This window comes from Priestia megaterium, assembly GCF_046599315.1.
In the GTDB taxonomy this organism is placed as follows: Bacteria; Bacillota; Bacilli; order Bacillales; family Bacillaceae_H; genus Priestia; species Priestia megaterium_F.
The window spans coordinates 100,479-126,392 of the sequence record NZ_JBKIKC010000013.1; the positions used below are offsets into that span (position 1 = coordinate 100,479).

The following is a 25,914-nucleotide window of genomic DNA, read 5'->3' on the forward strand; positions in this document are numbered from 1 at the left end:
TAAACAAATAAATTATTTTAAGCTACATCCGATTTTCTAATAGAATCTGTATAATGCTTTGCTTTTTCTTTATCGAATCCGCCTTCCCACTTAGACATCACAATAGCAGCTAATGCGTTACCTATTACGTTGACAGATGTACGAAGCATATCTAAGATGCGGTCAATACCAGCAATGAATGCCATACCTTCTAGAGGTAACCCCATTGACCCCAGCGTTGTTAATACAACAACAAATGATGCTCCTGCAACTCCTGCCATTCCCTTGGAAGTCAACATCAACACAAGTAAAAGTGTAATTTGTTCTATGAAAGATAAATGAATGCCATACATTTGTGCAATGAAAAGGGCAGCAATTGCTTGGTAAATGGATGATCCATCAAGGTTAAAGGTATATCCTGTCGGAATAACAAATGATGTGACAGCTTTCGGACAACCAAAGTTCTCCATTTTAGTCATTAACCTTGGTAATACTGCTTCAGAGCTTGCGGTTGTAAACGCTAAAATTAACTCATCTTTTAAGATTTTCATGAGTACTAAAACATTCGTTCCAGCCATTTTTGCAATAATACCTAATACTACAAAAACAAAGAATATCATGGTCAGATATATAACGAGTACTAGCTTTCCTAAAGGGATTAATGAACCAATTCCAAACTTTGCCACATTTAAACCAATTAAAGCAAATACGCCAAATGGGGCAAATTTCATAACTAAGTTTGTCATCCAAAACATAGATTCCAGTACACCTTCAAAAAAGTTTAAGACCGGTTTGCCTTTTTCTCCAATTGCTGCAACTCCTAAACCGAATAAAACTGAGAAAAAGATAATCGCTAATAAATTTCCTTCAGCCAACGATTGGAATATATTAGTTGGGATAATATGAACGATTTGAGCTGCTATACCTGTACTCTCAGTTGTTTTAGATGTTTCTTCATACTTAGAGATATCACCCTTCTCAAGGTTCCCCATATCTATACCAGTGCCTGGATGAAATATATTGGCGGCTAATAAACCAATAGCAAGTGCAATTGTGGTAACGATTTCAAAATAAAGAATCGTTTTTCCACCTAGCTTTCCGAGCTTTTTAATATCGCCTACGCCAGCTATAGATACAATGAGTGCTGATACAACGATAGGAATGACAATCATTTTAATGAGGTGAAGAAAAATATCACCTAGAGGTTGAAGAATGGCCATCACCGTACTATTTCCATAAAAAACAGCACCTATCGCAACCCCAAACGCAAGACCAATAAAAATCTGTGTAGCTAATCCGAATTTTTTCATGTTGTAACCCCTTTCATTTCCTATTACATTAAAACAAGGTATTCATTTTTTGTTGTAATGTAAGGTTAAGCCTAGTCTATAATATCATCTACAAAATACAACAGAAATCTACAGGAACACACAAAAGGCAAATAAAGTATTTATAAGATTTAATATTTTTTTGAATTACGCATAGCCAACCTTTACGTTATAGTTGGAAGGTGGTTCAAAACGGAAGAGACGTGTATAAGTGGGCATGTTAACCCCTCCTCCCTTAGACATATCACAGTTATTAGAACAAGCAAACTACAAAGATGAAGTGAATCGGTTTTCTATACACAGTGCCAACTTAAAAATGATTGTGTCTATGTGTGAAAGGTTAGATTTTTTACCTCCTTCTGTATATTAGTCTATAAAACTGACTAAACTAATAACATGTTCCCCTATTTCAATAAATTTGAAAATCCTTTGCTATTTGTAGCAAAGGATTCTTTTTTGCTTATTAATATTCATTAAAATATTCTTGGATTTTTTTAGGATCCTTTGTTTTAGTTAGGGCAAGCATTAAGAGAATACGCGCTTTCTGAGGGTTCAACGAATCAGACGTGACAAACTTATCTTTATCATCTGAAGCTTCATGAGTCACAGTCCCATTACCGGCACGGCTAGATCTAGTGATGATTACCCCTTTTTTAACAGCATCTTTAGCTCCTGATAGAGCAGCATCAGACATTGATCCATTTCCGGACCCTGCTACTACTATTCCTTTTGCCCCTGCTTTTACAGCAGCATCATAAAGGTATCTATTATCATTTTGATATGTATAAAGAATGTCTACTTGAGGAAGTTTATCAAGTTTTGACACATTAAAAATTGATTTTGTCGTATGTTTACGAGTAGGTTCATTATAAAAGAATACCTTACCCCCAGCAACTTCTCCAACATATCCTTGTTCAGGAGATTTAAACGTATCCGTTGCTGTTGTATTTGTTTTTGTTATATAGCGAGCTGCACCAATTCGATCATTTAGAGATACTAAAACTCCTTTATTTTTTGCTTCTTTACTAGAAGCAATCTCCACTGCGTTGTACAGGTTTAAGGGACCGTCTGCGCTTATAGCTGTAGCTGGTCTCATTGAACCAACAATAACAACAGGTTTTTCACTTTTTACTACTAGATTTAGAAAGTAAGCCGTCTCTTCTAAAGTGTCTGTTCCATGTGTCACTACAATTCCATCAACATTCTTTGAGGCTAATAAAGTATTAATTCGCTTTGCTAACTTTAATAATGTTGAATTATCCATATTTTCGCTTCCGATATTTGCAATCTGTTCCCCACTAACATCTGCTAATTTTTTCATCTGAGGAACGGCTTCTATTAATGTTTCAATACCAAGAGCTCCTGCTTTATATCCAGTTGTGGCTGTATCACTATCAGAGGAACCTGCAATTGTACCACCAGTAGCTAAAATTTTTATGTTAGGTAAATCTTTTTTTTCTGAATGGTTTACGACTGTTGTGGGATTTTTGGTTGTTGCATTAGCAGATAGACCAATTCCTGAAAATAATAATGTAGCTGATAAAATGGATATTCCTAGAGTTTTTTTTAGTTTCATAGTTATCTGTCTCCTTTAAGTAGAAAATTTATAAGTAATATAGTACTAATAATATGAAAGCAATTTTTTCTGTACAGTTTTTTGTTTATTAGGAACTCCTCCATTGCAACTTAATTAAGCGTTTTCATTTGTGTCTAACAAGAACATAGCTTTAATCTATAATAGGAACTACATAATCATACAGAAAACAACAAAAGAATTATAAATTTTTTTAAAATTATATTTACAAATTTAGAGTAACATGAAAAAAGACTATTAAAGGTTTATTCATTAGCTTTTCCGATGATACTTTTAATAAGGTTCTAGTGCAAAAACTCCAATTCACTTGTAAGCAATCTCTAAAACTTGGATATACTGATACTATTACTCTAAAAAAGGAGCGTGATCAGTATGGAAAAGCAAAAGTTATTTAAAAGGAAACATTATCAGCCTGCTATTATTTTATTAAACGTAAGGTGGTACCTACGGTACAACCTCAGTTTTCGTGATTTAGTTGAAATGCTGGAAGAGCGTGGACTATCTATCGCTCATACAACCATTATGCGCTGGGTTCATCAATATGCGCCAGAATTAGACGAACGAGTACGACATCATCTTAAGTCAACAAATGACTCTTGGAGAGTGGATGACATATATATTAAAGTAAAAGGGAAATGGGTGTACTTATACCGTGCAGTCGATTCAAAAGGGCATACCATTGACTTTTACCTAAGTGAATCAAGGGATAAACAAGCAGCCAAGCACTTCTTTAAGAAAGCCTTGGCTTTTTTGTATGTTTCTAAACCTCGTGTAATCACAGTAGATAAGAACCCCGCCTATCCTATAGCGATTCAGGAATTAAAAGAAGAAAAGCAGATGCCTGAAGGCATCCAACTAAGGAACAATAATATCGTAGAGCAGGATCATCGTTTTATTAAAAAACGGGTTTATCCGATGCTTGGATTCAAGTCTTTACGAACTGCAAAACAGATTATTGCAGGGATAGAGGCTATGCACATGATCAAAAAAGGACAGACTCTTCAAGAGAAGAAGTCTGTCCTAAATCAAAAAGAATTCATTCATAGATTGTTTGGAATAGTTTCATAAGCTAATAAATTAAAGGAACTTGGTTCTCTAGGTTTATATAAAATGATTTTGCACCAGAACCTTAATAAGTATTTTTTAAAAGGTTATAGCAAAAAAAACGCCCCATATTTGGGGCGTACTCTATTATCATTATAAAACATAACCTAAAAAAAGTCTACAATTTCATTTTTTTTTATATTATAGTTTGATTACTGAATTCAGTAATGCCCATGGGTACATATAAAATTGAAGGGGAAATTTCTATGACACACAAACATGTTCCTGTTTTAATAGTGGGGGGGGGTCTTAGTGGACTCACCTCTGCTCTTTTTTTAGCACGTCATAATGTTGATTATTTACTCATTGAAAAACACGCTGGGACAGCTATGCATCCAAAAGCCGGAGGGATTACATTTCGTACGATGGAAGTATTTCGACAACTTGGACTAGAGGCAGCTATCCGTACTGCTAGTAAACCGTTAGATAATATTCGCGGAAGGATTGCTGTAGAGACAATCGAAAGCATAGATCCTAAGAAATTAGAGACTGCGGAGAACTCCCAAAGGGCTATTGACAAAGAGAGAATAGAAAATTTTGAAAAGGTTAGCCCTTCAAAGCCAGCATCTTGTAATCAAATGGAATTAGAACCTATCCTTCTTCAAGCTGCTAAAAAAGGAAAGGGTTATATACGCTATAATACTGAACTTATAGCGTATCAACAAGACGATTTAGGGGTAACAGCCACTATAATGAATCGAGCGACAGGAATGAAGGAAATGATCCGAAGTGATTATTTAGTTGCGGCAGATGGTGCTAAAAGCACAATTCGTCAACATACAAAAATTCCAACTACAGGAAGAGGCGTCATCGGTGGACATTATATTAATATCTATTTTCAGGTTGATCTAAGTCATTTTCTGAAAGGTAGCCAGTTTGGTTGGATTCAAATCCTAAATCCAGAAGTATTTGGTGCGCTCATCACCGTTAATAATCATGATGAATGGGTTTACCACGTGGCCTATAATCCCTCACACGGAGAAAGTCCGGAAGATTTTTCTGAAGAGCGATGCTGTGAGATTATAAAAAAAGCTATAGGAGTTTCAAATCTTGATATTGTCATCTTCAGTATTTTACCTTGGGCGGCTGCAGAACAGACAGCCACTCGTTTTCAAGATAATCGAGTCTTTCTAATTGGAGACGCAGCTCATCTTATGCCACCTGCCGGAGGATTTGGTTCGAATACAGGTATTCAAGATGCTCATAATTTAGCTTGGAAGCTGGCTGCAGTGATACACAAACAAGCCCATCCACGTTTGCTCCAAACTTATCATAATGAAAGACACTATGCTGCAGAAGTAACAACGAAATATGCCAGTGATTTATTATTCAGTGTTATAAAGAAAGGTGTAAGTACCCTCAATAATATGGATCATCTTGCAGTTACTGTAGGGTATAAATATAGCTCAACTGCCATCATCAATGAAGATTTCGCTATAACACATAGAATGGATCAATTAGAACTAAACGGAAGACCAGGTACACGTACTCCACATATGTGGTTGAAGTATCAAGGTAAGTGTATATCTACCTTAGATTTAATAGGTGAAGATTTCGTCTTACTTACGGGAGAAGATAATAGCTCTTGGCGCATTGCTGCTCGGAATGTATCTTCTCACTTAGGTGTCCCTATTAATGTTTATGGTATCGGTTCACAAGGAGATTGTATTGAGTGTGAGGATAGCTGGGAAGAAATGTACGATGTTACGTCTCAAGGAGCCGTATTGATAAGACCTGACGGTTTTGTAGCATGGCGTACAAAAGAGGGAGTATCAAATCCTCATCTAATTCTTAAACAGGTCATGACTAGCATACTATGGTAAATAAACTAATACGCCTGATTTAAAATTGGTTAAAATACCCATATGTAATAAGTAGGTAATAAATATTAAAGAGAATGTAGGATAGTTAATAATGGGGGAAAGTTATGCAAGGATATTTTGCAATCATATCATTACTTTTAATGATGATAATGGTTATAATTCGTGCTAAACAGTTGGGAAAAAAGGGAATTAAAGCTTTTAAATTTGGTGAGCTAGATAAAAAAGATTTCTTTATTATCCCATTTGCATTACTGTTTTTTTATCTTATTTTCTCTAGTGTTTTTGACTTGCCAAAACTAGGTACCAAACTATTTAGCAGTGAAGTCTTTAGTTGGATAGGTGTAGTTTTATGCACGATGGGTTTAGTATTATTCTCGTTAAGCATAATTTCATTTGGGAAAAGTTTTAGAGTTGGAATTGATGAAGAAAAACCAGGTGAACTTATAACAACAGGTGTTTTTGCAATTAGCCGTAATCCCATTTACACAGCTTTTGGATTTGTTTTAATAGGGATATTCTTGATTTTACCAAACTGGATATTATTACTGTACGTATTTGCTGGAGTTTGGCTATTTAATCGTCAGGTTCAACTTGAAGAAAAATCCTTGAAAAAGATTTACGGTGAAGAATACGAAGCATACTGTAAAAAAGTTCGTAAATACCTTTAGCGTTAGTTGTTGGTGGAAAAGGGTACGTCTTTCATTCATATTAAAAATAAAAGTGGAAGATTAACATAGCCAAAAAAATGAAGAATGTGGAAAGATGTACTTAACCAAACGGGTGCGTTAGTTTAAGGTGATAGTGTTTGGAAATTGGAAATTTTGAAAATAAGAAGGCAAAATAAAACCCTGATTCTTCTACTTAGCGTAGATAAATCAGGGTTTTATTTCCAAAAATGTCTTAACGTAGGTTTTGGAAAAAGGATGTTTTTGGGGATAGAATTTTACTGATGAGCATGCAGTTGATGATTTAAAAGAATTGCTTTCATCAATTGATACATTTCAAAAAATTTAATTATAGATGAAAAGAGTCCTCATGGAATAAGGGCTCTTTTTGTTATCTCGGTAACTCACATTATGGTAACTAAAATTGAATATGATATATCATCTATAAAGGTTAATTACTTTTTGCGCGTGCAAAAACGTCTATTTTTAAAATTAAATAGACGTTTCACCATTGATTTTTTCGGCACCTAAAAAGGTGTACCTTTTGGTACTATCTATGTAGGACGAAACTGGACATTAACAAAATAAAAAGCTCCACCATTCTAAAATGATGGAGCCTTTTATTTTAAGTATTAGATGAAATTCGCAAAAAACAATTAGTTTCTCTACAAATATATCATATTTATGTGATGAATAAATAAATTTTTTAGTATGGATGGGTATGTACAAACGTACTGTTTTTTATGCAGTACATTTGATTCAGTAAAAGCTCATTTTCTAGTTGGGCTCCAGAAGGATTCATTATTGGAACAGGAGGAATTTGAGATTTTTTATTATAAAGTAATCTGTATATGTTGTAGACAAAAATTTAGAGTGTACGAAGGCACATTGAGATATAAGCAGGTTAAAGAAAATATGAAGGGAAAATATACTTGTGAAGAATGTAGCCATAACATACGTTTGGAAGCTATAAAAAACTTTTTTAATAAGTAAATAGATTTTTTAAAGAATTTCTGATAATACATATTATGATGCGACAAGAATTCACTTATATATAGAAGAATATAGAAACTAATGCGTTGAGAGGAGATTGGAGATTACATGTTAAGAGGAAAACTTATTTCTGAATTAGCAGATAAAATATTGAGTTTAAAAGCAAGCTATCCCTTTTGAGTAGGGATCAGTGGAATTACAGCTTCCGGAAAGACAACGCTTGCTAATGAACTCGCTGTGGAACTTCAAACTAGAAAAGTGAGTATTATTAGAACAAGCATAGATCATTTTCATAATCCAAAATGTATTCGTTACAGACAAGGAAAGGAGTCGGCTCTTGGCTATTATCAAGATGCTCATGATTATGAATCCTTTAAGCAAAAGCTTTTAATTCCTTTAGGACCAGGAGGAACCTTTCATTATCAAACAGCCTCTTTAGAATTAGCAACAGATCAGTATGTTAAACCCAATATACAAGTAGCCAGTAAGGACATGGTTTTAATTGTAGATGGGACCTTTTTATTCAAGAAACAATTATGTGACCTGTATGATTTTAAAATATTCGTCGATACTGACTTTGAGTTAGCTAGACAAAGAGGTGCTAAACGAGAAGAACAGGCTTTTGGAAGTTATGAAAAATCTGAAGAAATGTTTATTAAAAGGTACCATGCAGCTTCAAAAATCTATATAGATGAACATAAACCCCAATTTAGGGCAGATGTGGTTATTAATAATAATAATTTAAATAATCCAAATTTTAGTTAATTAAATCTTAACTTATTTAAATATGTTCTTGTTCTACTTAACATAGTGTTTTTTATCAGAAGTTCTTTAAACATATAAAAGATAACTTTACGATAACCAAAATAGTTTTAGGCAGTTGTCCTTTCTCAGTTAACACAACTTATGATAAACTAATATCATTGTAATTTTCTGGATGATTGAACATTAATTGTTCCGTTAAAGAGCTAGTTTAATAGCTATCCACAACACGCCACAAATGAATTTTGACCAATGAAATTATCTATTAAAGAGATTAAATTGGGGGGAATAGAAAATGGATGTAAAGACACTTTTGTTACAACAATGGGCAAGCTGTTTAGATGAAGAAGACTGGTTTCCACCACTTGAAAAAGTGTTAGAGGATATTACTTTTGAACAGGCAATTTGGAAGCCAGTTGATGGGAAAATGAATTCCATTTGGGAATTGGTTTGTCATTTACTTTTCTATGAAAAGAGACTTCTGATGCGATTTCTTGGTGAAACGGCGAATGAACCACAGGCAGAAGATAATGAATCTACATTTCGCTTACCAACTGAGACGGTTCAAAATTGGAAGGAAACAAAACAAGAATACTTTTATGTTCATCGTGAACTTGAAAAAATACTAGCAAAATCAGAACATGAAGATTTGTATAGACAAATTCCTGGAGAAAGATCATTAGTGCTTGAACTGAAGAGTTTAGCATTGCACGACGCATATCATATTGGGCAAATTATGCTCCTAAGTAAAATGCAAGGAGCTTGGGCAGGGAAACGCAGCTTTTAAAAAAGCTTCATTAGCTTTACAGTTATTCCATTATAGGGGCCTTTAATGGAATAAGAAGGGGAACGTCCAAATCGGGCGTTCCCCTATTTTATACCTAAAAAACAACAATACTATTTAACATAGCCTAAATAAAAAGCGACTTAAATATTAAAACGCCTTTTAAGTAATGCAACGGAATATATTTGTGTTGCATTAAGATTAGCTATTATTAGGTTTCTCCACTATTAGTTAATACTTCATTAAAAATAAATGTAACTAATTCCCTATCCGAATCCAACCAAACCCATTTAATTGATTATATTTCCATATTTAATAATCAACATATATTTGATAAAATAATTTTCGACAAACCCTATATGCATTATCTGATATTTACTCTTTGGGATTTTTTATGAAAGCTCACTTAAAAGGCATACGTTTTAATACGTATGCCTTTTAAGTTTTTTAAAGATAGGGCATCGTTTCGCTCTTCCGCCTCTTTGGCTCTATTCCATGGATAAAACCTGTATCAATTAATGCAATAACGATAACGAAGTAGATACTGATTACCGAACGAAGTAGTTATTCTTTAGATACTATGTAGCTACTTCAGTATGCTTAACTTGTCTCCTGTCATAAATAAAAGGAAACATCCATTGAAATATGGCTTATACATGTATACAAAATGCTTCTTTTGAAAAAGTTAAAGTTAGTATATAGAGAAATGGAGTCAGTATAGATGAACAAAAAAATATATTCTCTCTTTATTCCTTTCTTAATCGCTTTTTCTGCTCCTTTTATTATCCTTTTTTTCACAAGCTGCTTAGTTGAAATCGACCTTAGGAGAATCAAGGAATGGTTTTAAGTTGATACATAAATTTTTATAATTGGGACAAACTAACCAAAATGATAGATATCATCTCATCTACAATAATCTATGAAAAAAACTTCTGATTGAGCACCAGGAGTTTTTTTCTCTTTTTACACTGTATACTCTATATCATCTTAGTTACCTTAATGTTACTTAAAGGAACCAAATAAAAACGCCATCTTTTGAGTACCAAGGGATGGCGTGACATCCAAATTTATCGTTTTTGCATAATTTTATACATTATAGATTTATCAAGGTTTCAAGCCTTTAACAAATTACCTTTACTGCATAAAATCATGTATTAATCAAGCCTTTATATTGAACTTAAACTCTATTTCATTCTTTAAAATTTCTACCCCTCTTGGACTCAGCACTAAACCTTTTGCATATTCCTTATTTTGAGAAGTGACTTCACCTGTCACAACGCATTCATTATAAGGTTTATACTTCTTTAGGATAATTTGATTTCCGTTAACAAAGATTTCGATAGAATCTTTTTCTTGAATAGCAAGAACCTTTCTTAGCTCAACTGGAATAACAACTCTTCCTAATTCATCTACTTTTCGTACAATACCTGTTGATTTCATTTCATATTCTCCTCTTCTTGCTTCAATGCTCTACTTCATTTTATTTTCTATGAATAGATTTATCAATCCAACAAAGGAACCTCAAGTGCTCCTTCCTACATTATATAAATGGTATTAAAACAGGCTTAAGCCTGTTTATGTAGCCTCAAGTCTTTCGGATGTTTAAAATAGCAACCTTCTATAACTACTCTAGACATCTTATGATTCATCTTTTGTTTCTTCTTGCATCATTTTCCTATTCTTACGAATAAACGAAGAGATTTTGCTAAAATAGTGTCTCTTCACTTCACCATAAAGTATCCAGATTTCTTTTCCTTCAATAAGACCATAAACTTCGTCTAAAATTTGATCTCGTTTCCTGGGGTGTAATTTGACGTGAGGGTAGTTGATCGCACTAATATAGCGTTGTCTTAATTCGTTAGTTATCCATTCTTTCTGCTTTTGCTTCAATGTTGAAAACTTTTTATTCGTTTGAATTAAGCGTCCATTTTGATAAACATGATTTTTTATATCATTTCCCCTTTTTCTCCGTAGTCTCATATAAAATCATTGAATCTTCATTTATCTAGTAGGCTTTTTTCTTAAATTGTTCTTTCACATAGATACAACTTCGTTTATGTTCACGGGAAAAGAAATGATCGTGTTTATAATGTACTGTGACTTCACACGAAGGACATACAAAAAAACCCATTCTTATTTTATCTTGATTGACCTCATGCGCATAAAACTCCCCTGTGGCTTTAAACATTAACACATGTCTAGCTTTTTCGATTTTTGCTCGCATAATCATATCCTCCTTCACCATATTTTTCATCTATTTCTATGATAAGGGCTATATGGAAAGAAGACAAAGAAAAAGCAGCATCCCGTCATTGATATGCTCCCAATTAAGTAGACAGAGTAAATAAAAAATCTGTTTGCTTAATTGGGGGCTTTTTTATGAGAAGAAAAACTTATTCTGCACAAGAAAAATACGAGATAATCGTGGCATATGAAAAGCGAAGTGTCTCCTCACGAGAATTTTGTAGTAAATATGATTTGTATAGAGCGACAATTAATAGATGGATTTATCTCTATCGAACATATGGATTAGAAGGACTTCAGACTTCAAGTGAATGGAAAAGATACTCTATAGAGATAAAAACGGCGGCTACCCTTGATTATCTTTCAGGGAAGTATTCTCAATCAGAAATAATCCGTAAATATGAAATATCTCACCGTTCAGTATTAATGAAGTGGATCAAGAATTATAATGGCCATAGAGCATTTAAAAACGTGGGGAAAGGTATGAGAAAATCTATGGCAAAAGGACGGTCCACTACTCTAGAAGAAAGAGTGGTAATAGCGAAACATTGTTTAGAGAATGGAAAGAATTATCTACAGACTGCAGAAGATTTTAATGTTTCGTATCAACAGGTATATCAGTGGGTGAAAAAATTCGAGATAGGTGGCAAAGGTGGGCTCTTCGATAAACGTGGAAAAAAAAAAGAAGAGAATCGGAACTTACATCAGAAGAAAAACATCAAAAAGAAATAAAACAATTGGAAATGGAAAACGAGCGCTTACGCGCTGAAAATGCCTTTTTAAAAAAGTTAGAAGAAATCGAAAGGAGGAGATTTTAAGAAAAGTCCATTCAATAGACGTCTATATGTCCATCCAAGAACTTCACCAGAACGAAAAATATCCTATTTTACTATTATGCCAAATAGCGAAAGTGTCACGTTCCGCCTATTACAAGTGGCTGAAACGCACTCCATCTACCAACGAGAAGTTGAATGAAGAAATAGTGGAAGAAGTGAAACAGCTACATGAGGAACTAGGAGGAATTTATGGATATCGGCGGATGACATTGAAAATAAATCGAAGATTTAAGCAACCAATTAATCACAAACGTGTTTACCGATTAATGAAATTATTTGGTATTCAGTCTGTCATTCGACGTAAACGAACAAGATATAAACCAAGTTCACCTAAGCATATTACAGAGAATGTACTGAATCGGGAATTCCATGCCAAGAAACCAAACGAAAAGTGGTTAACAGATGTAACAGAACTTAGCTATGGAAGATCTGAGAAGGCTTATTTAAGTGCGATATTAGACTTATATGATGGCTCTATTGTGAGCTACGTCTTAGGTACTTCCAACAATAACCCTTTAGTTTTTAAAACGTTTGAACAAGCGTTGAAGAGAGAGCCAGGAGCTACTCCCCTATTGCATAGTGATAGAGGATATCAATATACTTCTCCTTACTTTAAAAAGAAGTTAGAAGAAGCAAAAGTAGTACAGAGTATGTCTAGAGTGGGCAGGTGTATTGATAACGGGCCAATGGAATCTTTTTGGGGGACATTGAAGTGTGAAAAATACTATTTAAAGAAGTATAAAACCTATGAAGAACTTGAGAAAGAAATTAAGGAATACATATATTTTTATAACAATGAGCGATTACAAAAACGATTAAACGGCCTTAGCCCCTTAGAATACAGAGCTGAAGCCGTTTAGAAATTTTTATTTATTTCCACTGTCTATTTGACAGGGGGCAGTTCACATAACGGAATGCTGCTTGAGTATTAGTTGTTTTTCATCTTGTAACCTTTGAATTTATACCCGTATACATTCGTAAGATCAACGAAGCTCTTATAGGAATACGTAATTGCAACCGGTGTGCCTACTTGAACTTTATTATAAAGCTTTTCAATATCTGCATTATGCATTCTCACGCAACCCTGACTTACATATTTTCCAATGCTGCTTTCATTGTTATTACCATGAATGCCGTATGTATCACCATAAGTACCGTTAGTATTTAAGCCTAACCAACGTTTTCCTAATGGATTGCGAGGATCGCCCCCAGGAATATGTCCTTTATAGTATGGCCGGTTTTTAATCTTGTTTACCACTTTAAAAAAGCCAACTGGTGTTTTATCCCATGTTTTACCCGTTGCTACTGGATCAACGATTTCAATATAACCCTTATGAAAATACGCAAGCTTGTTGTAATACTTGTTAATGATGATTAAATCTTGATTCGCTGGTTTACTTGCTGCTTCTGTTTTCCCCTGATTTACTCCACATAATGCAACCATTAATAAGGTAAGAACAGTCATTGATTTCATAAAAATGTTCTTCATAAAAACTCTCCTCTTTTTTATATTTTTATAGGAAACAAAAAGTACCCTCCAAATGGATAGGTACTTTTTTTGTAACGTTTATTTATTAAAATTCAACTAAGTAGGATCTGTATATTTCCATAATCGGATAAAAAACCTAATAATGATAACACTTAACGTATAAACGAATATATATGAGATGGCAGACAATCCTATATGCCATCCATTGGTGTATGTAAACACGTTAAATTTTTCTGAAACCCATTCTATTAGGGTAGATAATCCAATCCAAAGTATAACTAGTAAAAAATTAGCTCTTCTTGTTTCCCATTTATAAATAAAATAGGAAAAGAAGTAACCATACAGAGTATAATTAACTCCATAAATTAACACATCAAAAACCTCTAATTTTGAAGAATCCATAATTTTATAAAAATTAAAAGGATAATCCACTCCAATCAGAATATCTGCAGTTAGTCCAAGAACAGAAAAATATAATAGTATTGATAGAGTCATACCTCTTGGCATTAATTTAGGTACTATACTAAAAATTATTATTAAAAAAATCATTGTTAAAGTAACAAACCATTCATTTTTATCAAATTCTAATGGAAGTTTAAACATGAGGTCCATCCCTCTTGGACGATTGAAAGTTAATAGTATGATAAAAGGCAATTGAAATAAGGATAACTAAAGACCATAGAAGTAATGAAAACCCTATATTCCAACCTATATATTCAATTACACCCACTTTTTCAACTAATATTTCTACAACCGTTGAGATTATTATCATAAACACAGTCATAAATGCTTTAAGAGATAATGATAATAACTTGTAAATATTAATAAATGTTAGTATAGCTATAGGCAATATTAAATACTGCAATATTAAATAGGAAAGATATGTATCAACTTTCATTGGTTTTGCAATATAATTTAAATTGGTGAAAATGGAATTTATTATTAATCCAGAAATAAGTATTATGAAAAGCCATAGGGGTATAATTTTAGTTCTAGGTAGAGTGTTAATCTTATGAAACCCCATAAGCAAGATAAAAAAACATGCACATAAAAATGTAGACAAATCATCACCTCATTACCAAATACTCCAAAACAATTCCATTAAGTATTTATAGGTGACTTCTAAATAAAAAGCAAAATTATCACCTCTCAGAAGGATGGGCAACATAGCAAAAATCTATACGAAAAGAACTTATTTAAAGAATTAGAATTCATTTATTTTTCACTTTCCAACATCCAGAGAAACGCTCTCTGACGAAATTAACTTTTATCTTGCGTATAACTTATAACTGGTCATTGGATGCAAATTTTAGTGTCTTAAAATAAATATAAAAAAGACCACTCATAAAAGAGAGGTCTTTTCATTGCTTATTGATTTTTTCTGTATGGCGACAAGAAGGAAAAGAGGAGCATCCAAAAAAGCGAGTTCCATTCCCATCTCGTACGATTAGATTTCGGCCACATTTCGGACATTTACGAAGTTCTGGTGTAATGTTCTCAAAGATTTCTCGTGGCTTAAAAACTGGATTGACTTCATTAATAAACTTTTGAAGATCCGCACGATCTACTAAAGTTACATCACATGCAGCTGCTAACTCTTTTGCTTGTTTCGTGAAATAACTATTGGTCACAACCCACGCTTGATTAGCCTTGTAATAAGCTTTTGCTGCGTATACTTCTTGTACAGCTGAAAGACTGACCCTATTTTTAGCGCTATACCGTTTGGCTTGAATCACAATCTTTTCCTTTCCTTTCATCACCAAGTCGGCCCCAAAGTCACCAGATGACGGCGTCACTTGTATGTTATATCCTAACTGTTGGAAAAGAGCTTGCAAGTAAAATTCGAACTGCCTCCCATCCATTTTATCAATATAAGGCATGCCTGATTGGGCTAACTCTTCCCTATACTTGCGTTCACGAAGGACACGGTAAGCAAATTGAGAAAGCTTAAATAAAAGGATGATAAGAAAAAGGTAAAACACACTTTGAAACACTTTATCCATTCATTGAAAGCTCCTGTTCTGTTTGTTTATTCCGGAGACGTGATGCTACAGGTTGAATGCTTTTTCCATTCTTCTTTAATTCGTCGTTCCAATCTTTCGCTCCCTTTGGAATATCTGCTCTTATTAAATCAGCATTAACGATTTGGTGCATTTTGTCAATAAATTCTTTTCCTCCTTGGTCATTATCGATAGCTAACACCATCTCTTTAATGCTTAAGCCTTCTCTTCGAGCTTGGATATAAGATTGAGCAACGGTTTTAGGCTTTAAACCATTCATACTAATAAGTCGTGTATTCTGCAATTGATTCTCCTTTATAGTCCAATAAGAAAGCAGATCAATGGGGCTTTCAAAGAAATGAATCTTGTTTGGACGACCAACGTCAATTGAAAAGCCTGTATGTGGGTTATCGTTCGGTAAGACTTGTTTAAAAGAACCTCGTTTATTTTTTATCAAAGCTGTTCCTTGCCGATCCGCCCCAATCACTTTTTCTTTGCCTCCATACTCACGCCATTTAAACACGACGTTGTTCCGTTTATCCTGGGCGATTAAATCTTTTTGAAGGAGCCAGTCAACTAATCGAGGATCTATTTTACGTTCTTGTATGAGATAATCTTTTACTTTACTTTGATCCTTTACTTCTAACTCTTTTGGGTAGCGAAAAGGCTCGTTTGATTTTAAACTAGGCTGCTGTTCATGAGAATGAGAAAGTTCCTTATAATCGCCTTTATTAATATCTAATACAGCTTGTGGGAACGACATCCCATAGTACATTTGAGCAAAACCGATCGCCCCGTATCCTGTTTCATTCCGGCTATTCCAAGCGTACATGTTCCCTTTGATGAGTAAACTATCATGTTCAGTATGATGGTAATACTTGCCCTCTTTCACAAAGGTTTCGCCTTTTGCTTCCAGATACGAAAACAAATCAATATCTCGCGACTTCATAATCTCCTCCTCCTTGACGTGTTTTCGTTCTCCCACCTAAATCCCTTCTTCACTTCACCCTATGCAAAAAGGGAGCTTTTCAGCCCCCACAGTCCTCTTCAATCTTTTGCCATTTTTAGCGTTCTATTTCTTGTTTCTCTTTCCGTTTTTTTGAAGAATTTGCTCCATTATTCCGTGCAAAAAATTCCGAAGAGCTATTTTGTGATTTCTCTTCTTTAATTCACGTTTATCTCTAATAACCATGTTAAATTGGTCATTTGAAACAGATGTCCCTTTTCGCATCCCTTTTCCCTTGTGTAATCAATATTTAGATAGGAAATAAAGTACAAGTTGCATAAGAAAAAGCAGAGGAATGAACAACCTCTGCTTTTTCACATTTAATTTTATTAAGTTACATGTAGATATTGGATAAAACTTGTTATTTCGAAGGAGGAACCTTTAACTAACTTCCTTATTCCTTACTTGAAGCAACTGATCCAACTTCCTTGTCAGGTAGACCGATTATGTCTGTATGTTTAGGAATATGGCCCAATAAACGTAACATAGCTACAATTTGCCCCTTATGGTGGAATTCATGTGTAATTGTATGCATAAGCAATTGTCTAGGAGTCTTTCTTATACTATTAACCTCTGGTCTCCAAACAAGTTCTCTTTCAATAATGTCATCGAAGTTATCACTAAATTGTTCGAATACGGCATCTACATATGCATCTGCTTGCTCAAAATAAAGTTGAATATCACTTATCTGCATAGTATTAATTACTTCTTTTGTTAAAAGAGGCGATTTCGTTTGTAAAAGAACAAAAGAACCGAGCCAAGCATGGTAGCAACCTGCAATATGAATCAAAGAATCTCTTACACTCTTAGAACCAAATCCTAGTTCTTTTGTAAAATCATCTTCATTCAACTCTTTACATTGCGCTAGTAAGATTTGACGTGTTTGCTTTACCCATTCATACTCTTGTTTTTCCATACTCTCTACTCCTTTATTTGAATATTCCCACTTATATTATAATGTTCATTATACAGCAAATAAGAACAGCCAACATTAATAAAAATTTAGTGTAGATCCCTCTTCATATAATGCGTAATTGCTCAATAAAAAAGAGAGCCTTATTCTCCCTTACCTTTCGAGTTCATGTTCATCTTTTTTTTTGACGGTGGAATTGATTACCCATCTCAACACGTTCTTGAAAAATAAGAGATTTCTCTTGAACTTGACCATTGATGATCCCCTTTTCGTTTTTAGTAATGTTCGAATCGATCTGATGCTCAAGCTTCACGACTTCCTCTTTTGTCATCCTCCCCTTCTTGATAGGAGATCCCCTTAAGTTCCTCTAATTCTTGTTCATACCAAGGTTCTTCTAAATCCACAAAAAGCTTCTGTGTTTTGATATTCATGAGCACCAACATATTCTCTTAGTGAACCACATATTGATAAAACTCTTTCGCTCCTTCTGGACTTAAATTTACCTCTACCTCTTTGTCTTGATACTGTACAATGGCATGATCCTCTCCCACAGCTTTAATCGAAGCTAACACTAAATCTTTGTTAAACAACATGAATGATTCCTCCTTTTAGTATCTAAATCTCTTTTTATATGAAACCATCATGAAGATGGTTGTTTCCCCCTTGATTCCTCTACATCAACCTTTTTTTGACGTTTATGAGCAATACGATTTTCAACAACTTCTCGTGCAATTCGTGTACTCTCCATTTCCCGCATACTTGTGTTCATAAGTCCTTTAAAACCATGATGAGCAAATAATCCATTCATATACTCAATTAAAATTTGTGTGTTTTTATCCGCACTGTTTGTGCCAAGACGAATCCTTTTTAGTTCTTCTTTTATGACATCATGTAGGCTATCGCCGACGACTTCAGAAATATATTTTAATGACCATTCTTGCTCTTGGATCTTTCTATATTTCTCACAAATATCAATAATCGCTTCTGAAGCAAAACGAAGTTTATGTTCCTTCATATATTCTTGAATGTATGCCTCTGTTTCTTCATCCACTGTCACCTTATGCCAGTATTTTTCCATTTTTAATAACCCCTTTCGACTTCACGATTTTGTTCAATATCCTTTTGCAAACGCCCAAAATGTTGTTGGTTTTTCCAACTCTCATATTCTGATTTAAAAGCACGTTCCATTTTTTTTAGAGAAACATGTACAGGTAGATGGTTTGCCGAATAGGACTTTTGCTTTGGCTCAGAAGAAGCAGCCAATACTTTTTTGATATGTCTTTGTTTTCGATCATAATCACGCATTTCACTTAAAAAGGCATTGCCCATTCGCTTATATAATTCATCTATTTTGTTTTGCTTGTAATTTCATATCGTTTCTTATCAAATGTCCCTTCACCGTATGCCTTCCTTAACACCTCTACCTCTTGATCTAATTTCTTATTGAACTGTTCAAACTCTTTTGCATGATACTTTTGAATATACTTTTCACTTAATGTATCGATAGAGGACTTTAAAGGTTGCAACGTATTATAACTGTACTGCCACTGTCTCTTATCTTCTGGAAGATGATTATAGATGTGCAAAAAGAATGGTTTAAGCTCTCGATTTCTCCATTTAAAAGGGGAATCCTGTTTCTTGCTGCCTACCATGTTTTTACGGATTAAATCATTAATTTCTTTTTGTTTCTGCCCACGTTCAAGAATCTGACTTACCACTTTTGATCTCATGGCATCTAACGTTTTGGGCTTTCTTTTGCCCCGATCACGTGTAGGGTTTGGCTCTACTGTCGCAACATGAATATGAAATAGTGATAGGTAAACTTTTGATGTTATCTCCAGTTTTTCCCCCACCCCGCACCGTGCGTGCGACTTTCACCGCACACGGCGCTCCATCTATCGTTTCTTACTGAAGGTTTTCTAAGTTACACATCTTACGGTACTGATTAATTTTGGTAATAACTTTCCCATCTATCTGTATTGAGGTTCTGAGATTATCTATCGTCTGTTTATTCTTTGCATGTATAAGTCGATGTATATCCTTATGAATGATTCGAAGATTATCAAATTCATCTCCTCCACCCAAATGTCTTGGCCGATAATGATGACAATGAATATCTTCTGCTGGTAAGAATATACCGGTTATTTCGCACTTACCAATTTTCATACTGTATCGTGAGATACGATTGTCAAGATATTCAATAGACCTATCCGGAATGTGTGAATTTATAAGTTTATTAATTTCTCTAGCCACGTTCTTAGAGAGACGTATATATATTTCTCTTCTTCCCTGTGATGTGTAGGGTGTAATATCCTGTTTGAAACAAAGATTGTTTCTTGTTTGAACATCTGTAAGTGGATAAAGCCAAGTTTTTGCTACTTTAAATGTTTTATGATTAGACCGGTAGAATTTCCTGAAAGTATATGTTGCAGTGATGGGTTTACCGTAATATGCTTTGTGCCTGAGCCGGTTATACATAGTTCGGGAGATGTCATAGTGTATTCTATTAAAATCTAAGTTAACGAGAGTAGCCTTTCTGAAGTAGTTATGCACTCCAAGTACAAATCCATTCCATTTGAGCGCATTCTGTGTTTTTGGGTCTTTTTGAATTGCCTTTATAATTGTTTTAGCTTGATGTTTAATTTGCTTCTTTTTCTTTTCAGATATTTCCGTTTGCGCCACTCGCCTATCGTTTTTGCCCTTTTTCTCAGCTTTTATAGTAAATCCAAGAAAATCTGTCTTTCTCTTTCGTAGATTAGTAATTTTAGATTTTCTTTCAGAAATCTCGAGCTTAAGCCTATCCTTTAAGTAAAGTCTGACTGCATGGAACCACTTGACTGCTGTTTGATAATCTCGACAGAGAATTTTAAAATCATCAGCATATCTGACGATATAGCCTTCCTTTAGATTAGTCTTTTTCAGTGCAGCGTTGCGGTTACTAATATTGTGATAGTTAAAGTCAGGCTCAAACTTTTCCCATTGTTTAGCAACCCAGTGATCGAGATCGTTTAAGACAACGTTAGAGAGGAGTGGAGATAATATGCCACCTTGAGGTGTCCCTTTTAAAGGAGTATCCTCCCCTTGAATTTCTGCCTTGAGCATCTTACCTATAATAGCGAGCACTTTTCTATCACGGATACCTATATTCCATAACTGTTTCATTAATCTAGTGTGGTTGATATTATCAAAGAACCCCTTAATATCAATATCTACGACATAATGTAATTTCCCTTTATTGATAAGATATTGTACCCTTGCTAGGGCATGGTGCGTACTTCTCATTGGTCGAAAGCCGTAACTATGATTATAGAAGCGTGCTTCTGTAATCGGTTCTAGGATTTGTTTAAAGCACTGCTGGACTAATCTATCCGTGATAGTAGGTATGCCTAAGGGCCTGAACTCTTCATTAGATTTTGGTATCATCTTCCGTCTGACTTTATCCGGCTTATAACTGATTAACTTGTCCCTCACTAGTCCTACAATTTGTTCATCTTTTAGATTCTCAAGATACGATATTGTTTTCCCATCTGTTCCAGATGTTTTAGCTCCTGAATTTCTTTTAATATTCCTATATGCCAGGAGAATATTTTCTCTTGATATAATCAAGTCGTATAAACGAGTGAAATTCTCCCCTGTTTTACTCCTTTGATATAATCCATCAAATGTGCTTGTAAGATTGTAATAATCAGCATATCGTAGTCGTGTTTGCACGTTGGATCACTTCCCCTTTTAGGCTTAGTGACATTCCCAACATCTTACCTGACCCTTGCAATTCACTTAGAAAAACATTCAATTTTTAAGAACTATAGACTTAGGCCTGTTCCTCCACATCCATTACAGATGTTTCTACGGTCATGACCTTACTCTCACCAAACCAAATCTATTTCGGAGTATTTCTTTCCTTATAAGAACCGTCAAGAAGATAGTCTCCTATACGACGTGCTTGGCTTTCCTTGTTCCACCAACCTTAGCTATCCTTGATACTTTTAGGTGCAACCTTTAGGCCTGCGGGCCTTACGATGCCATCGTCCATCGTGCGAATTTCATAACAACCTTTTTACTTTTCGGTATCCCGCCCTGCGTATATGTGCAGTCTGAATGTTTCCATTTCAGTCACCGTTTAGACCCTTTCATTCGGTTGTTCGTCAGTACCAACCGGTACATTCTCACCATGAGTATCTTTTCAGCCGACCGGGCTATCAATAACCATATCCTTAGCTGTGGACTTAGGTTATCTTCACCCGACTTCACCTAGCTTCATACCCTGCACCTTATCTAATGCAACGCATGTAGGAGTATTATCGAGGATGTTTCTACTAGACATGTTAGTATCATTCCATCCTTCAGGTTGATAGTTTCACCCTTACTGTAGGGCTATCTCTTTTCATCGATACGATTTTCGATTTATAGAGAAACAAGTCGCACTGTTGTCCGTATTATAGTGTATGGCAGCTGACCAAATAGCTGACTGATCTAACCTTTCCCTATTAAGCATTTCCTTCATGGACTGACGGATAATCTCCATTAATTATTTCTCATCCACTGTATGAGTATGAATGTCATATAAACCATTTTCTTGGAGCTAAGGGTTATGAAATGTAATGACATCTTGCCACATGATACTGTTATTTTTTTGTACCGTTTCAAATAAACCTTTCAATTCTTTTTTCTTATATTCATTTAACTGATCTGAGTGCTCTGTAAATAAAGAAGATGTCTTATCAGGGTTATTCATATAGTCTTGATAAAGAGAAAATAGTTTTTCATGCGCTTCTTGATCTTTCTTTGCATCGTCACGATCAACATACTCCACATACTCTTGAAAGGCTTTCTTATCAGACGTAATAAATTTCGTTTTGAGTACAACTCCTGGTGTAACAGAGGACGGCTTCATTTTTTATATCCTTCTACAATAGTAGCCATCACCTTACCAGTTTTTGCGATTCTATAATCCTCAACTTCTTTAAAATTTTTCATGGTTGACCTTTGAATACTTTTTTCTGTGCAACACAATGCATTTCTAATATGACGACGTTCTCTTTCTAAGAGACTATCTATATTTTGGGTAACAGATTTCACCATTCTTTGTATTGAATCATCATCACGTTTCTGCGCCTCTTTATGTTCTTTACATATTTGAGAAATAGCATCAGCCGGAAAGCGCAAGCGATGTTCTTCCATGTAATTTTGAATATACCGATCTGTTTCAGCATCAAATGAAATTTTACGTCTTTGCTTCATCATTCTTCATCCTCTCCCATCATTTCTTGAATAAATCCATTAACTGTTTCAATTGCAACTGCACACCTTTCCATCATTTTTATATTTCGATCAATGAGACGTTCCAACTCTGCTTCACGGTCTTTTTGTTCCTGAAAAACGGCTAGTGTTTCAATCTGACCTTTTAAGAATTCTTGCTGAGAAATCTTTTTTTCTTTTGCGATTTTATCAATTTTTTTAAGTGCAACTGGATCAACATATCGAATTTTAATTTCCATTTTATCCGACCTCTCTTTTGTGGTAGTGCTCTCCCCCCTAAAAAGAGAGAAGAGCATAAGGGGTTTTTGCTATCACACGGGGTGATAGGCTAGGCAGAGCCTAGCAAAACCGTGATATCACGAAAACCTCTAAAGTGTGAACCTGCTGTTGACCTAAACTCCTCTATGTGAACCTACTGTGAACATGAAAAACTAATGATGTGAACCTACTGTGAACCTCAAAAAAAAACACATGTTGACCTACTGTTGACATGTGTTTTTTCACTTCATGGCTAAATCCTGTTGCTTTTCATTCAATTTTTGGAGCTTTTCTTGTAAACTTTTTTGTTCATCTTTATAGAGCTGAATGCTTTCATCACTTGATTGAATGGCATCCTTTTTCATCGCAATTTTTGATTCCGTATCGGCTTTTTCCTCCTGCACTTGGTACTTCATATCACGTTGTAACTCATTCATTTCTTGTTGCGTTTGGCGCTTATGTTTGGCTTCTACTGTGATTGCTTTTTCATAGTTTTTCATTTTCTTTTTGACAAAATCTTTTTCTAACTCATTAACTAAAAGCGCATATTCTTGTTTGGTTTTTGTTCCTTTTCCTTCTTCACTTTTCGTTTTTCGTTGGTCAGAATAGAGAGTTGTAATTAATGCATGAGTATCTATTTCTTCCGTTGAACTGGTGTCGGGATTTGTTGTCACTTCGTCTACGTTTACCGTTTCTTTTTCTTTATTTTCTTGATACAGATCAAAGGCAAGTGCTTCCCAATTTGGAGATAAATCGCTGATTCTTACCACATAATAGCCATCATCTTCATACAATAAGTGAACAGGTAATTTGATGTTTGGGTTCGCTTTTTCTTGTGCAACAAAGCTTACTTCCTCTTCATCTGTTTGATCCATTTTGATCACCATATCCAGTGAGCCATTAGCCGGATGATACACACGATTTTCAATGGTTACGGTTCCTGTTATGTTAGAAGAAACTGCTTCATAGGTTTTGGTATGATACAAAGGATCTTCTGTTTTTAAATAAAATTTTGATGTCAGTAAGGATAAAAAACCGATAAAGAAAAAGATCAACATTGCTGTATACTTCCATGACCGATTGCGATTTAAATTAAATCGATAATCTTCCAATTGCTTCTTAAATGCCACCTGCTCCACCTCATTTCATGATTTCTGTTTTCAATTCTTCAATACTATAAACCACCCATTTATTCTCTTCTTTCCGTAAAGAAACTTTAATAATGTCATGGGTTTGATCGTCGACATTCTCATCTTTTATGACAAGATGATTCGTAAATTCAGCAATCACTTCGACCTCTTCTTGCCCTCCATCATATTGTTGTACATAAAGCTGTAAATCGTTTGGAATTGAAGTGTAACTATCTCCATATACGAACTTTTCAGAAGGATAAAATTGCTCATAAAGCTCTTTGTCCATGATGGATTTTGCAACCTTCTTTCGTTCCTCAAATCCATCTTTTTCACGATGATAAGACACATCGATGAATTGATTAACCGTATTCAAGTAATCTCGTTTTTGTTGTTCTTGTGCAGAAGGGCGAACTTCACTTAGTTGTTTTTTTAGCTCTTTATTTTCTTCTTTTAAGCTGTCATTTGTGACTTGAATTTGTTTCGAAGCTGTTGTGTTGGAGATATTGTGGTTCAGGTAAATGTTGAAAATGGTTACGCCTGCTACCACAACGGCAAGCGTTTCAAATAGTAGTGCTGCTTTATTTTCCATCTCCTTTTCTTCTTTTAGAATCGTTTTACTCTTCCGTTAAATTTTCATCAAAATACGTTCCTTTTGCCATACTTGCGATGGCTACACCTATTTTTTCTTTTCAGCCTTTCAAGGTTGTAACAGAGAAAAAGAATTCTTTTTTTTGCACGAGCGACCTGTTTATCCATTTCCTTTTCATCCAAAAGAAGAGGTTTACTTGTCTGTTCCTCTTTTTTATGGGATTTACTGACTTTAATTGCTCATTTTTTAATACTCTTTCAGCGAATAACATGATAGTACTTATCCCCCTTTTAACTTTTAAATCCAACTTAATTAAATTGTTAGTAGCCTGTAGCAATAGACAAAAAGAAAGAACGTGTTTCAATGAAAACACGTTCTGACTATACGTTGTTATACTGTTTGTTTATCAAAAATGTTTATTTCTGCAAGAATGAAATAACTAATAAACCATGGTTCCTCTAACTTTCTGTATGCTCACGTATTAATTTATCACGATCAATAAATTGAGGAGGTTTCTCCATCCAAGAACGCTCAATTAACATATTCGCTCCATCTTCAGCATAGGCTCCTGATTTCATAATGAATTTACTATAATGAGCTGCTAAGTCATGTCGTATACTCATGGCCATGGCACTTCCATATGTTGCAACTCCAAGAGCACACAATGCATTAACAAAACAAAGCATAACCTGCTCTGAGTAGGGAGCGACAGTGGAGTCTGTAACACATGTATCCCAAGTCATAGAGGCAGGAATATCACTTTCATGTAACGTCTTATGAGTATTATAAAGAATATCTGAAGTAATTTTCGTGCCACGTATAAAATGTTTTTTTATTTCACTATCCTTCACTACTTGAGAGAAACCTAAAAGGATATCCTTACCTAGTTCATTATTAAGTGATGTCATATATAAATGAGAGGTTTCCAGTGCAAGTAGGGATCGTTTGTGCCCAAACCATCCAGTCAGAAACCTCTGCTCCGTCACAAACTCTACTTCCTTTGGATAATCCATATAGGGTGGCCGAATAAAGACACCTTTTTCCTTCATGACTTCTCGTGTAGCACCATTAAGACTAATCGCCTCTTCCACATATTTATGGAATAAATGATGGATATCTTTCCGACAGGCCAATGTAATACCACCTGCATGTGCA

At 34.7% G+C, this 25,914-nt stretch carries 23 protein-coding genes and 4 pseudogenes; 6 read left to right on the top strand and 21 right to left on the bottom strand.

Annotated features, from left to right (window positions below):
• Positions 1-17 precede the first annotated feature (17 nt).
• The gene (locus ACLHDF_RS25235; RefSeq protein ID WP_413921309.1) at positions 18-1,289 is read right to left on the bottom strand and encodes a cation:dicarboxylate symporter family transporter; all 1,272 of its coding nucleotides are present in this window, start codon (positions 1,287-1,289) and stop codon (positions 18-20) included.
• 481 nt (positions 1,290-1,770) lie between these two features.
• Positions 1,771-2,883 carry a type II asparaginase gene (locus tag ACLHDF_RS25240; RefSeq protein ID WP_413921310.1) on the bottom strand — a complete coding sequence of 371 codons (1,113 nt, stop codon included), beginning with the start codon at positions 2,881-2,883 and terminating at the stop codon, positions 1,771-1,773.
• A 390-nt stretch (positions 2,884-3,273) separates the two neighbouring features.
• On the opposite strand from ACLHDF_RS25240, the gene ACLHDF_RS25245 reads away from it, so the two are divergent.
• The 5 genes and pseudogenes from ACLHDF_RS25245 to ACLHDF_RS25265 all read left to right on the top strand — a co-directional run bounded on the left by ACLHDF_RS25245 (position 3,274) and on the right by ACLHDF_RS25265 (position 9,035).
• Positions 3,274-3,969 (top strand): IS6 family transposase, encoded by a 696-nt coding sequence (locus tag ACLHDF_RS25245; RefSeq protein ID WP_413921311.1) that lies wholly within the window; start codon positions 3,274-3,276, stop codon positions 3,967-3,969.
• 242 nt (positions 3,970-4,211) lie between these two features.
• Positions 4,212-5,828, top strand: a complete 1,617-nt coding sequence (locus ACLHDF_RS25250) for an FAD-dependent monooxygenase (RefSeq protein WP_413921312.1) — start codon at positions 4,212-4,214, stop codon at positions 5,826-5,828.
• A gap of 104 nt (positions 5,829-5,932) precedes the next feature.
• The gene (locus tag ACLHDF_RS25255) at positions 5,933-6,496 is read left to right on the top strand and encodes a methyltransferase family protein (protein ID WP_413921313.1); all 564 of its coding nucleotides are present in this window, start codon (positions 5,933-5,935) and stop codon (positions 6,494-6,496) included.
• A 1,098-nt stretch (positions 6,497-7,594) separates the two neighbouring features.
• Positions 7,595-8,251: pseudogene (locus ACLHDF_RS25260) on the top strand (hypothetical protein).
• Between the two features lie 292 nt (positions 8,252-8,543).
• Complete coding sequence (locus tag ACLHDF_RS25265) at positions 8,544-9,035, top strand: DinB family protein (protein ID WP_413921314.1); 492 nt, start codon at positions 8,544-8,546, stop codon at positions 9,033-9,035.
• Between the two features lie 1,155 nt (positions 9,036-10,190).
• Here the strand turns inward: ACLHDF_RS25265 and ACLHDF_RS25270 are convergent.
• From ACLHDF_RS25270 to ACLHDF_RS25280, 3 genes are all read right to left on the bottom strand, one after another.
• A complete protein-coding gene (locus ACLHDF_RS25270) occupies positions 10,191-10,472 on the bottom strand; it encodes an AbrB/MazE/SpoVT family DNA-binding domain-containing protein (RefSeq protein ID WP_413921315.1) in 282 nt (93 codons plus the stop codon).
• Between the two features lie 198 nt (positions 10,473-10,670).
• Positions 10,671-11,012, bottom strand: coding sequence for a hypothetical protein (locus tag ACLHDF_RS25275; protein WP_413921316.1), 342 nt, complete (start codon positions 11,010-11,012; stop codon positions 10,671-10,673).
• Positions 11,013-11,037: 25 nt separating this feature from the next.
• Positions 11,038-11,256 carry a hypothetical protein gene (locus ACLHDF_RS25280; protein ID WP_413921317.1) on the bottom strand — a complete coding sequence of 73 codons (219 nt, stop codon included), beginning with the start codon at positions 11,254-11,256 and terminating at the stop codon, positions 11,038-11,040.
• 155 nt (positions 11,257-11,411) lie between these two features.
• Between ACLHDF_RS25280 and ACLHDF_RS25285 the strand changes: the two are divergent.
• Positions 11,412-12,972: pseudogene (locus ACLHDF_RS25285) on the top strand (IS3 family transposase).
• Between the two features lie 68 nt (positions 12,973-13,040).
• Here ACLHDF_RS25285 and ACLHDF_RS25290 read toward each other — a convergent pair.
• The 16 genes and pseudogenes from ACLHDF_RS25290 to ACLHDF_RS25365 form a co-directional block, all read right to left on the bottom strand.
• Entirely contained in the window at positions 13,041-13,601 is a 561-nt protein-coding gene (locus ACLHDF_RS25290; protein WP_413921318.1) for a L,D-transpeptidase, read from the bottom strand.
• Positions 13,602-13,697: 96 nt separating this feature from the next.
• On the bottom strand, positions 13,698-14,204 hold the full coding sequence (locus ACLHDF_RS25295; protein ID WP_413921319.1) for a hypothetical protein: 507 nt from the start codon (positions 14,202-14,204) through the stop codon (positions 13,698-13,700).
• A gap of 758 nt (positions 14,205-14,962) precedes the next feature.
• Positions 14,963-15,604, bottom strand: coding sequence for a restriction endonuclease (locus ACLHDF_RS25300; protein ID WP_413921320.1), 642 nt, complete (start codon positions 15,602-15,604; stop codon positions 14,963-14,965).
• The gene (locus tag ACLHDF_RS25305) at positions 15,597-16,550 is read right to left on the bottom strand and encodes a toprim domain-containing protein (protein WP_413921321.1); all 954 of its coding nucleotides are present in this window, start codon (positions 16,548-16,550) and stop codon (positions 15,597-15,599) included. The genes ACLHDF_RS25300 and ACLHDF_RS25305 overlap by 8 nt, the downstream gene beginning before the upstream one ends.
• A 451-nt stretch (positions 16,551-17,001) precedes the next feature.
• Positions 17,002-17,523: a DinB family protein gene (locus ACLHDF_RS25310; protein WP_413921322.1), complete on the bottom strand. Its 522-nt coding sequence runs from the start codon at positions 17,521-17,523 to the stop codon at positions 17,002-17,004.
• A 169-nt stretch (positions 17,524-17,692) separates the two neighbouring features.
• Entirely contained in the window at positions 17,693-17,851 is a 159-nt protein-coding gene (locus ACLHDF_RS25315; protein ID WP_413921323.1) for a hypothetical protein, read from the bottom strand.
• Between the two features lie 118 nt (positions 17,852-17,969).
• The gene (locus ACLHDF_RS25320; protein ID WP_413921324.1) at positions 17,970-18,113 is read right to left on the bottom strand and encodes a hypothetical protein; all 144 of its coding nucleotides are present in this window, start codon (positions 18,111-18,113) and stop codon (positions 17,970-17,972) included.
• 47 nt (positions 18,114-18,160) lie between these two features.
• A complete protein-coding gene (locus tag ACLHDF_RS25325) occupies positions 18,161-18,598 on the bottom strand; it encodes a hypothetical protein (RefSeq protein ID WP_413921325.1) in 438 nt (145 codons plus the stop codon).
• A 2-nt stretch (positions 18,599-18,600) separates the two neighbouring features.
• Positions 18,601-19,373: pseudogene (gene mobL, locus ACLHDF_RS25330) on the bottom strand (relaxase MobL).
• Between the two features lie 52 nt (positions 19,374-19,425).
• Positions 19,426-21,231, bottom strand: coding sequence for a group II intron reverse transcriptase/maturase (gene ltrA, locus ACLHDF_RS25335; RefSeq protein WP_413921326.1), 1,806 nt, complete (start codon positions 21,229-21,231; stop codon positions 19,426-19,428).
• 673 nt (positions 21,232-21,904) lie between these two features.
• Positions 21,905-22,414, bottom strand: a pseudogene (mobL, locus tag ACLHDF_RS25340) (relaxase MobL).
• Positions 22,411-22,761, bottom strand: coding sequence for a hypothetical protein (locus tag ACLHDF_RS25345; protein WP_053488182.1), 351 nt, complete (start codon positions 22,759-22,761; stop codon positions 22,411-22,413). Before ACLHDF_RS25345 ends, mobL (ACLHDF_RS25340) begins: the two are co-directional and overlap by 4 nt.
• Positions 22,761-23,018 carry a hypothetical protein gene (locus ACLHDF_RS25350; RefSeq protein ID WP_413921327.1) on the bottom strand — a complete coding sequence of 86 codons (258 nt, stop codon included), beginning with the start codon at positions 23,016-23,018 and terminating at the stop codon, positions 22,761-22,763. Before ACLHDF_RS25350 ends, ACLHDF_RS25345 begins: the two co-directional genes overlap by 1 nt.
• Before the next feature lie 261 nt (positions 23,019-23,279).
• Complete coding sequence (locus tag ACLHDF_RS25355; protein WP_413921328.1) at positions 23,280-24,167, bottom strand: hypothetical protein; 888 nt, start codon at positions 24,165-24,167, stop codon at positions 23,280-23,282.
• Between the two features lie 10 nt (positions 24,168-24,177).
• Positions 24,178-24,759 carry a MerR family transcriptional regulator gene (locus ACLHDF_RS25360; RefSeq protein ID WP_413921329.1) on the bottom strand — a complete coding sequence of 194 codons (582 nt, stop codon included), beginning with the start codon at positions 24,757-24,759 and terminating at the stop codon, positions 24,178-24,180.
• Between the two features lie 458 nt (positions 24,760-25,217).
• Positions 25,218-25,914 (bottom strand): DUF3231 family protein (locus ACLHDF_RS25365; RefSeq protein ID WP_413921330.1); only part of this gene is annotated, 697 nt, incomplete at its 5' end.

Bases quoted from the DNA above. Each gene is read 5' to 3' on its own strand.
- ACLHDF_RS25235 (WP_413921309.1), bottom strand. From the start codon at position 1,289: ATGAAAAAATTCGGATTAGCTACACAGATTTTTATTGGTCTTGCGTTT.
- ACLHDF_RS25240 (WP_413921310.1), bottom strand. From the start codon at position 2,883: ATGAAACTAAAAAAAACTCTAGGAATATCCATTTTATCAGCTACATTA.
- ACLHDF_RS25245 (WP_413921311.1), top strand. From the start codon at position 3,274: ATGGAAAAGCAAAAGTTATTTAAAAGGAAACATTATCAGCCTGCTATT.
- ACLHDF_RS25250 (WP_413921312.1), top strand. From the start codon at position 4,212: ATGACACACAAACATGTTCCTGTTTTAATAGTGGGGGGGGGTCTTAGT.
- ACLHDF_RS25255 (WP_413921313.1), top strand. From the start codon at position 5,933: ATGCAAGGATATTTTGCAATCATATCATTACTTTTAATGATGATAATG.
- ACLHDF_RS25265 (WP_413921314.1), top strand. From the start codon at position 8,544: ATGGATGTAAAGACACTTTTGTTACAACAATGGGCAAGCTGTTTAGAT.
- ACLHDF_RS25270 (WP_413921315.1), bottom strand. From the start codon at position 10,472: ATGAAATCAACAGGTATTGTACGAAAAGTAGATGAATTAGGAAGAGTT.
- ACLHDF_RS25275 (WP_413921316.1), bottom strand. From the start codon at position 11,012: ATGAGACTACGGAGAAAAAGGGGAAATGATATAAAAAATCATGTTTAT.
- ACLHDF_RS25280 (WP_413921317.1), bottom strand. From the start codon at position 11,256: ATGCGAGCAAAAATCGAAAAAGCTAGACATGTGTTAATGTTTAAAGCC.
- ACLHDF_RS25290 (WP_413921318.1), bottom strand. From the start codon at position 13,601: ATGAAGAACATTTTTATGAAATCAATGACTGTTCTTACCTTATTAATG.
- ACLHDF_RS25295 (WP_413921319.1), bottom strand. From the start codon at position 14,204: ATGTTTAAACTTCCATTAGAATTTGATAAAAATGAATGGTTTGTTACT.
- ACLHDF_RS25300 (WP_413921320.1), bottom strand. From the start codon at position 15,604: ATGGATAAAGTGTTTCAAAGTGTGTTTTACCTTTTTCTTATCATCCTT.
- ACLHDF_RS25305 (WP_413921321.1), bottom strand. From the start codon at position 16,550: ATGAAGTCGCGAGATATTGATTTGTTTTCGTATCTGGAAGCAAAAGGC.
- ACLHDF_RS25310 (WP_413921322.1), bottom strand. From the start codon at position 17,523: ATGGAAAAACAAGAGTATGAATGGGTAAAGCAAACACGTCAAATCTTA.
- ACLHDF_RS25315 (WP_413921323.1), bottom strand. From the start codon at position 17,851: ATGACAAAAGAGGAAGTCGTGAAGCTTGAGCATCAGATCGATTCGAAC.
- ACLHDF_RS25320 (WP_413921324.1), bottom strand. From the start codon at position 18,113: ATGTTGTTTAACAAAGATTTAGTGTTAGCTTCGATTAAAGCTGTGGGA.
- ACLHDF_RS25325 (WP_413921325.1), bottom strand. From the start codon at position 18,598: ATGGAAAAATACTGGCATAAGGTGACAGTGGATGAAGAAACAGAGGCA.
- ACLHDF_RS25345 (WP_053488182.1), bottom strand. From the start codon at position 22,761: ATGAAGCAAAGACGTAAAATTTCATTTGATGCTGAAACAGATCGGTAT.
- ACLHDF_RS25350 (WP_413921327.1), bottom strand. From the start codon at position 23,018: ATGGAAATTAAAATTCGATATGTTGATCCAGTTGCACTTAAAAAAATT.
- ACLHDF_RS25360 (WP_413921329.1), bottom strand. From the start codon at position 24,759: ATGGAAAATAAAGCAGCACTACTATTTGAAACGCTTGCCGTTGTGGTA.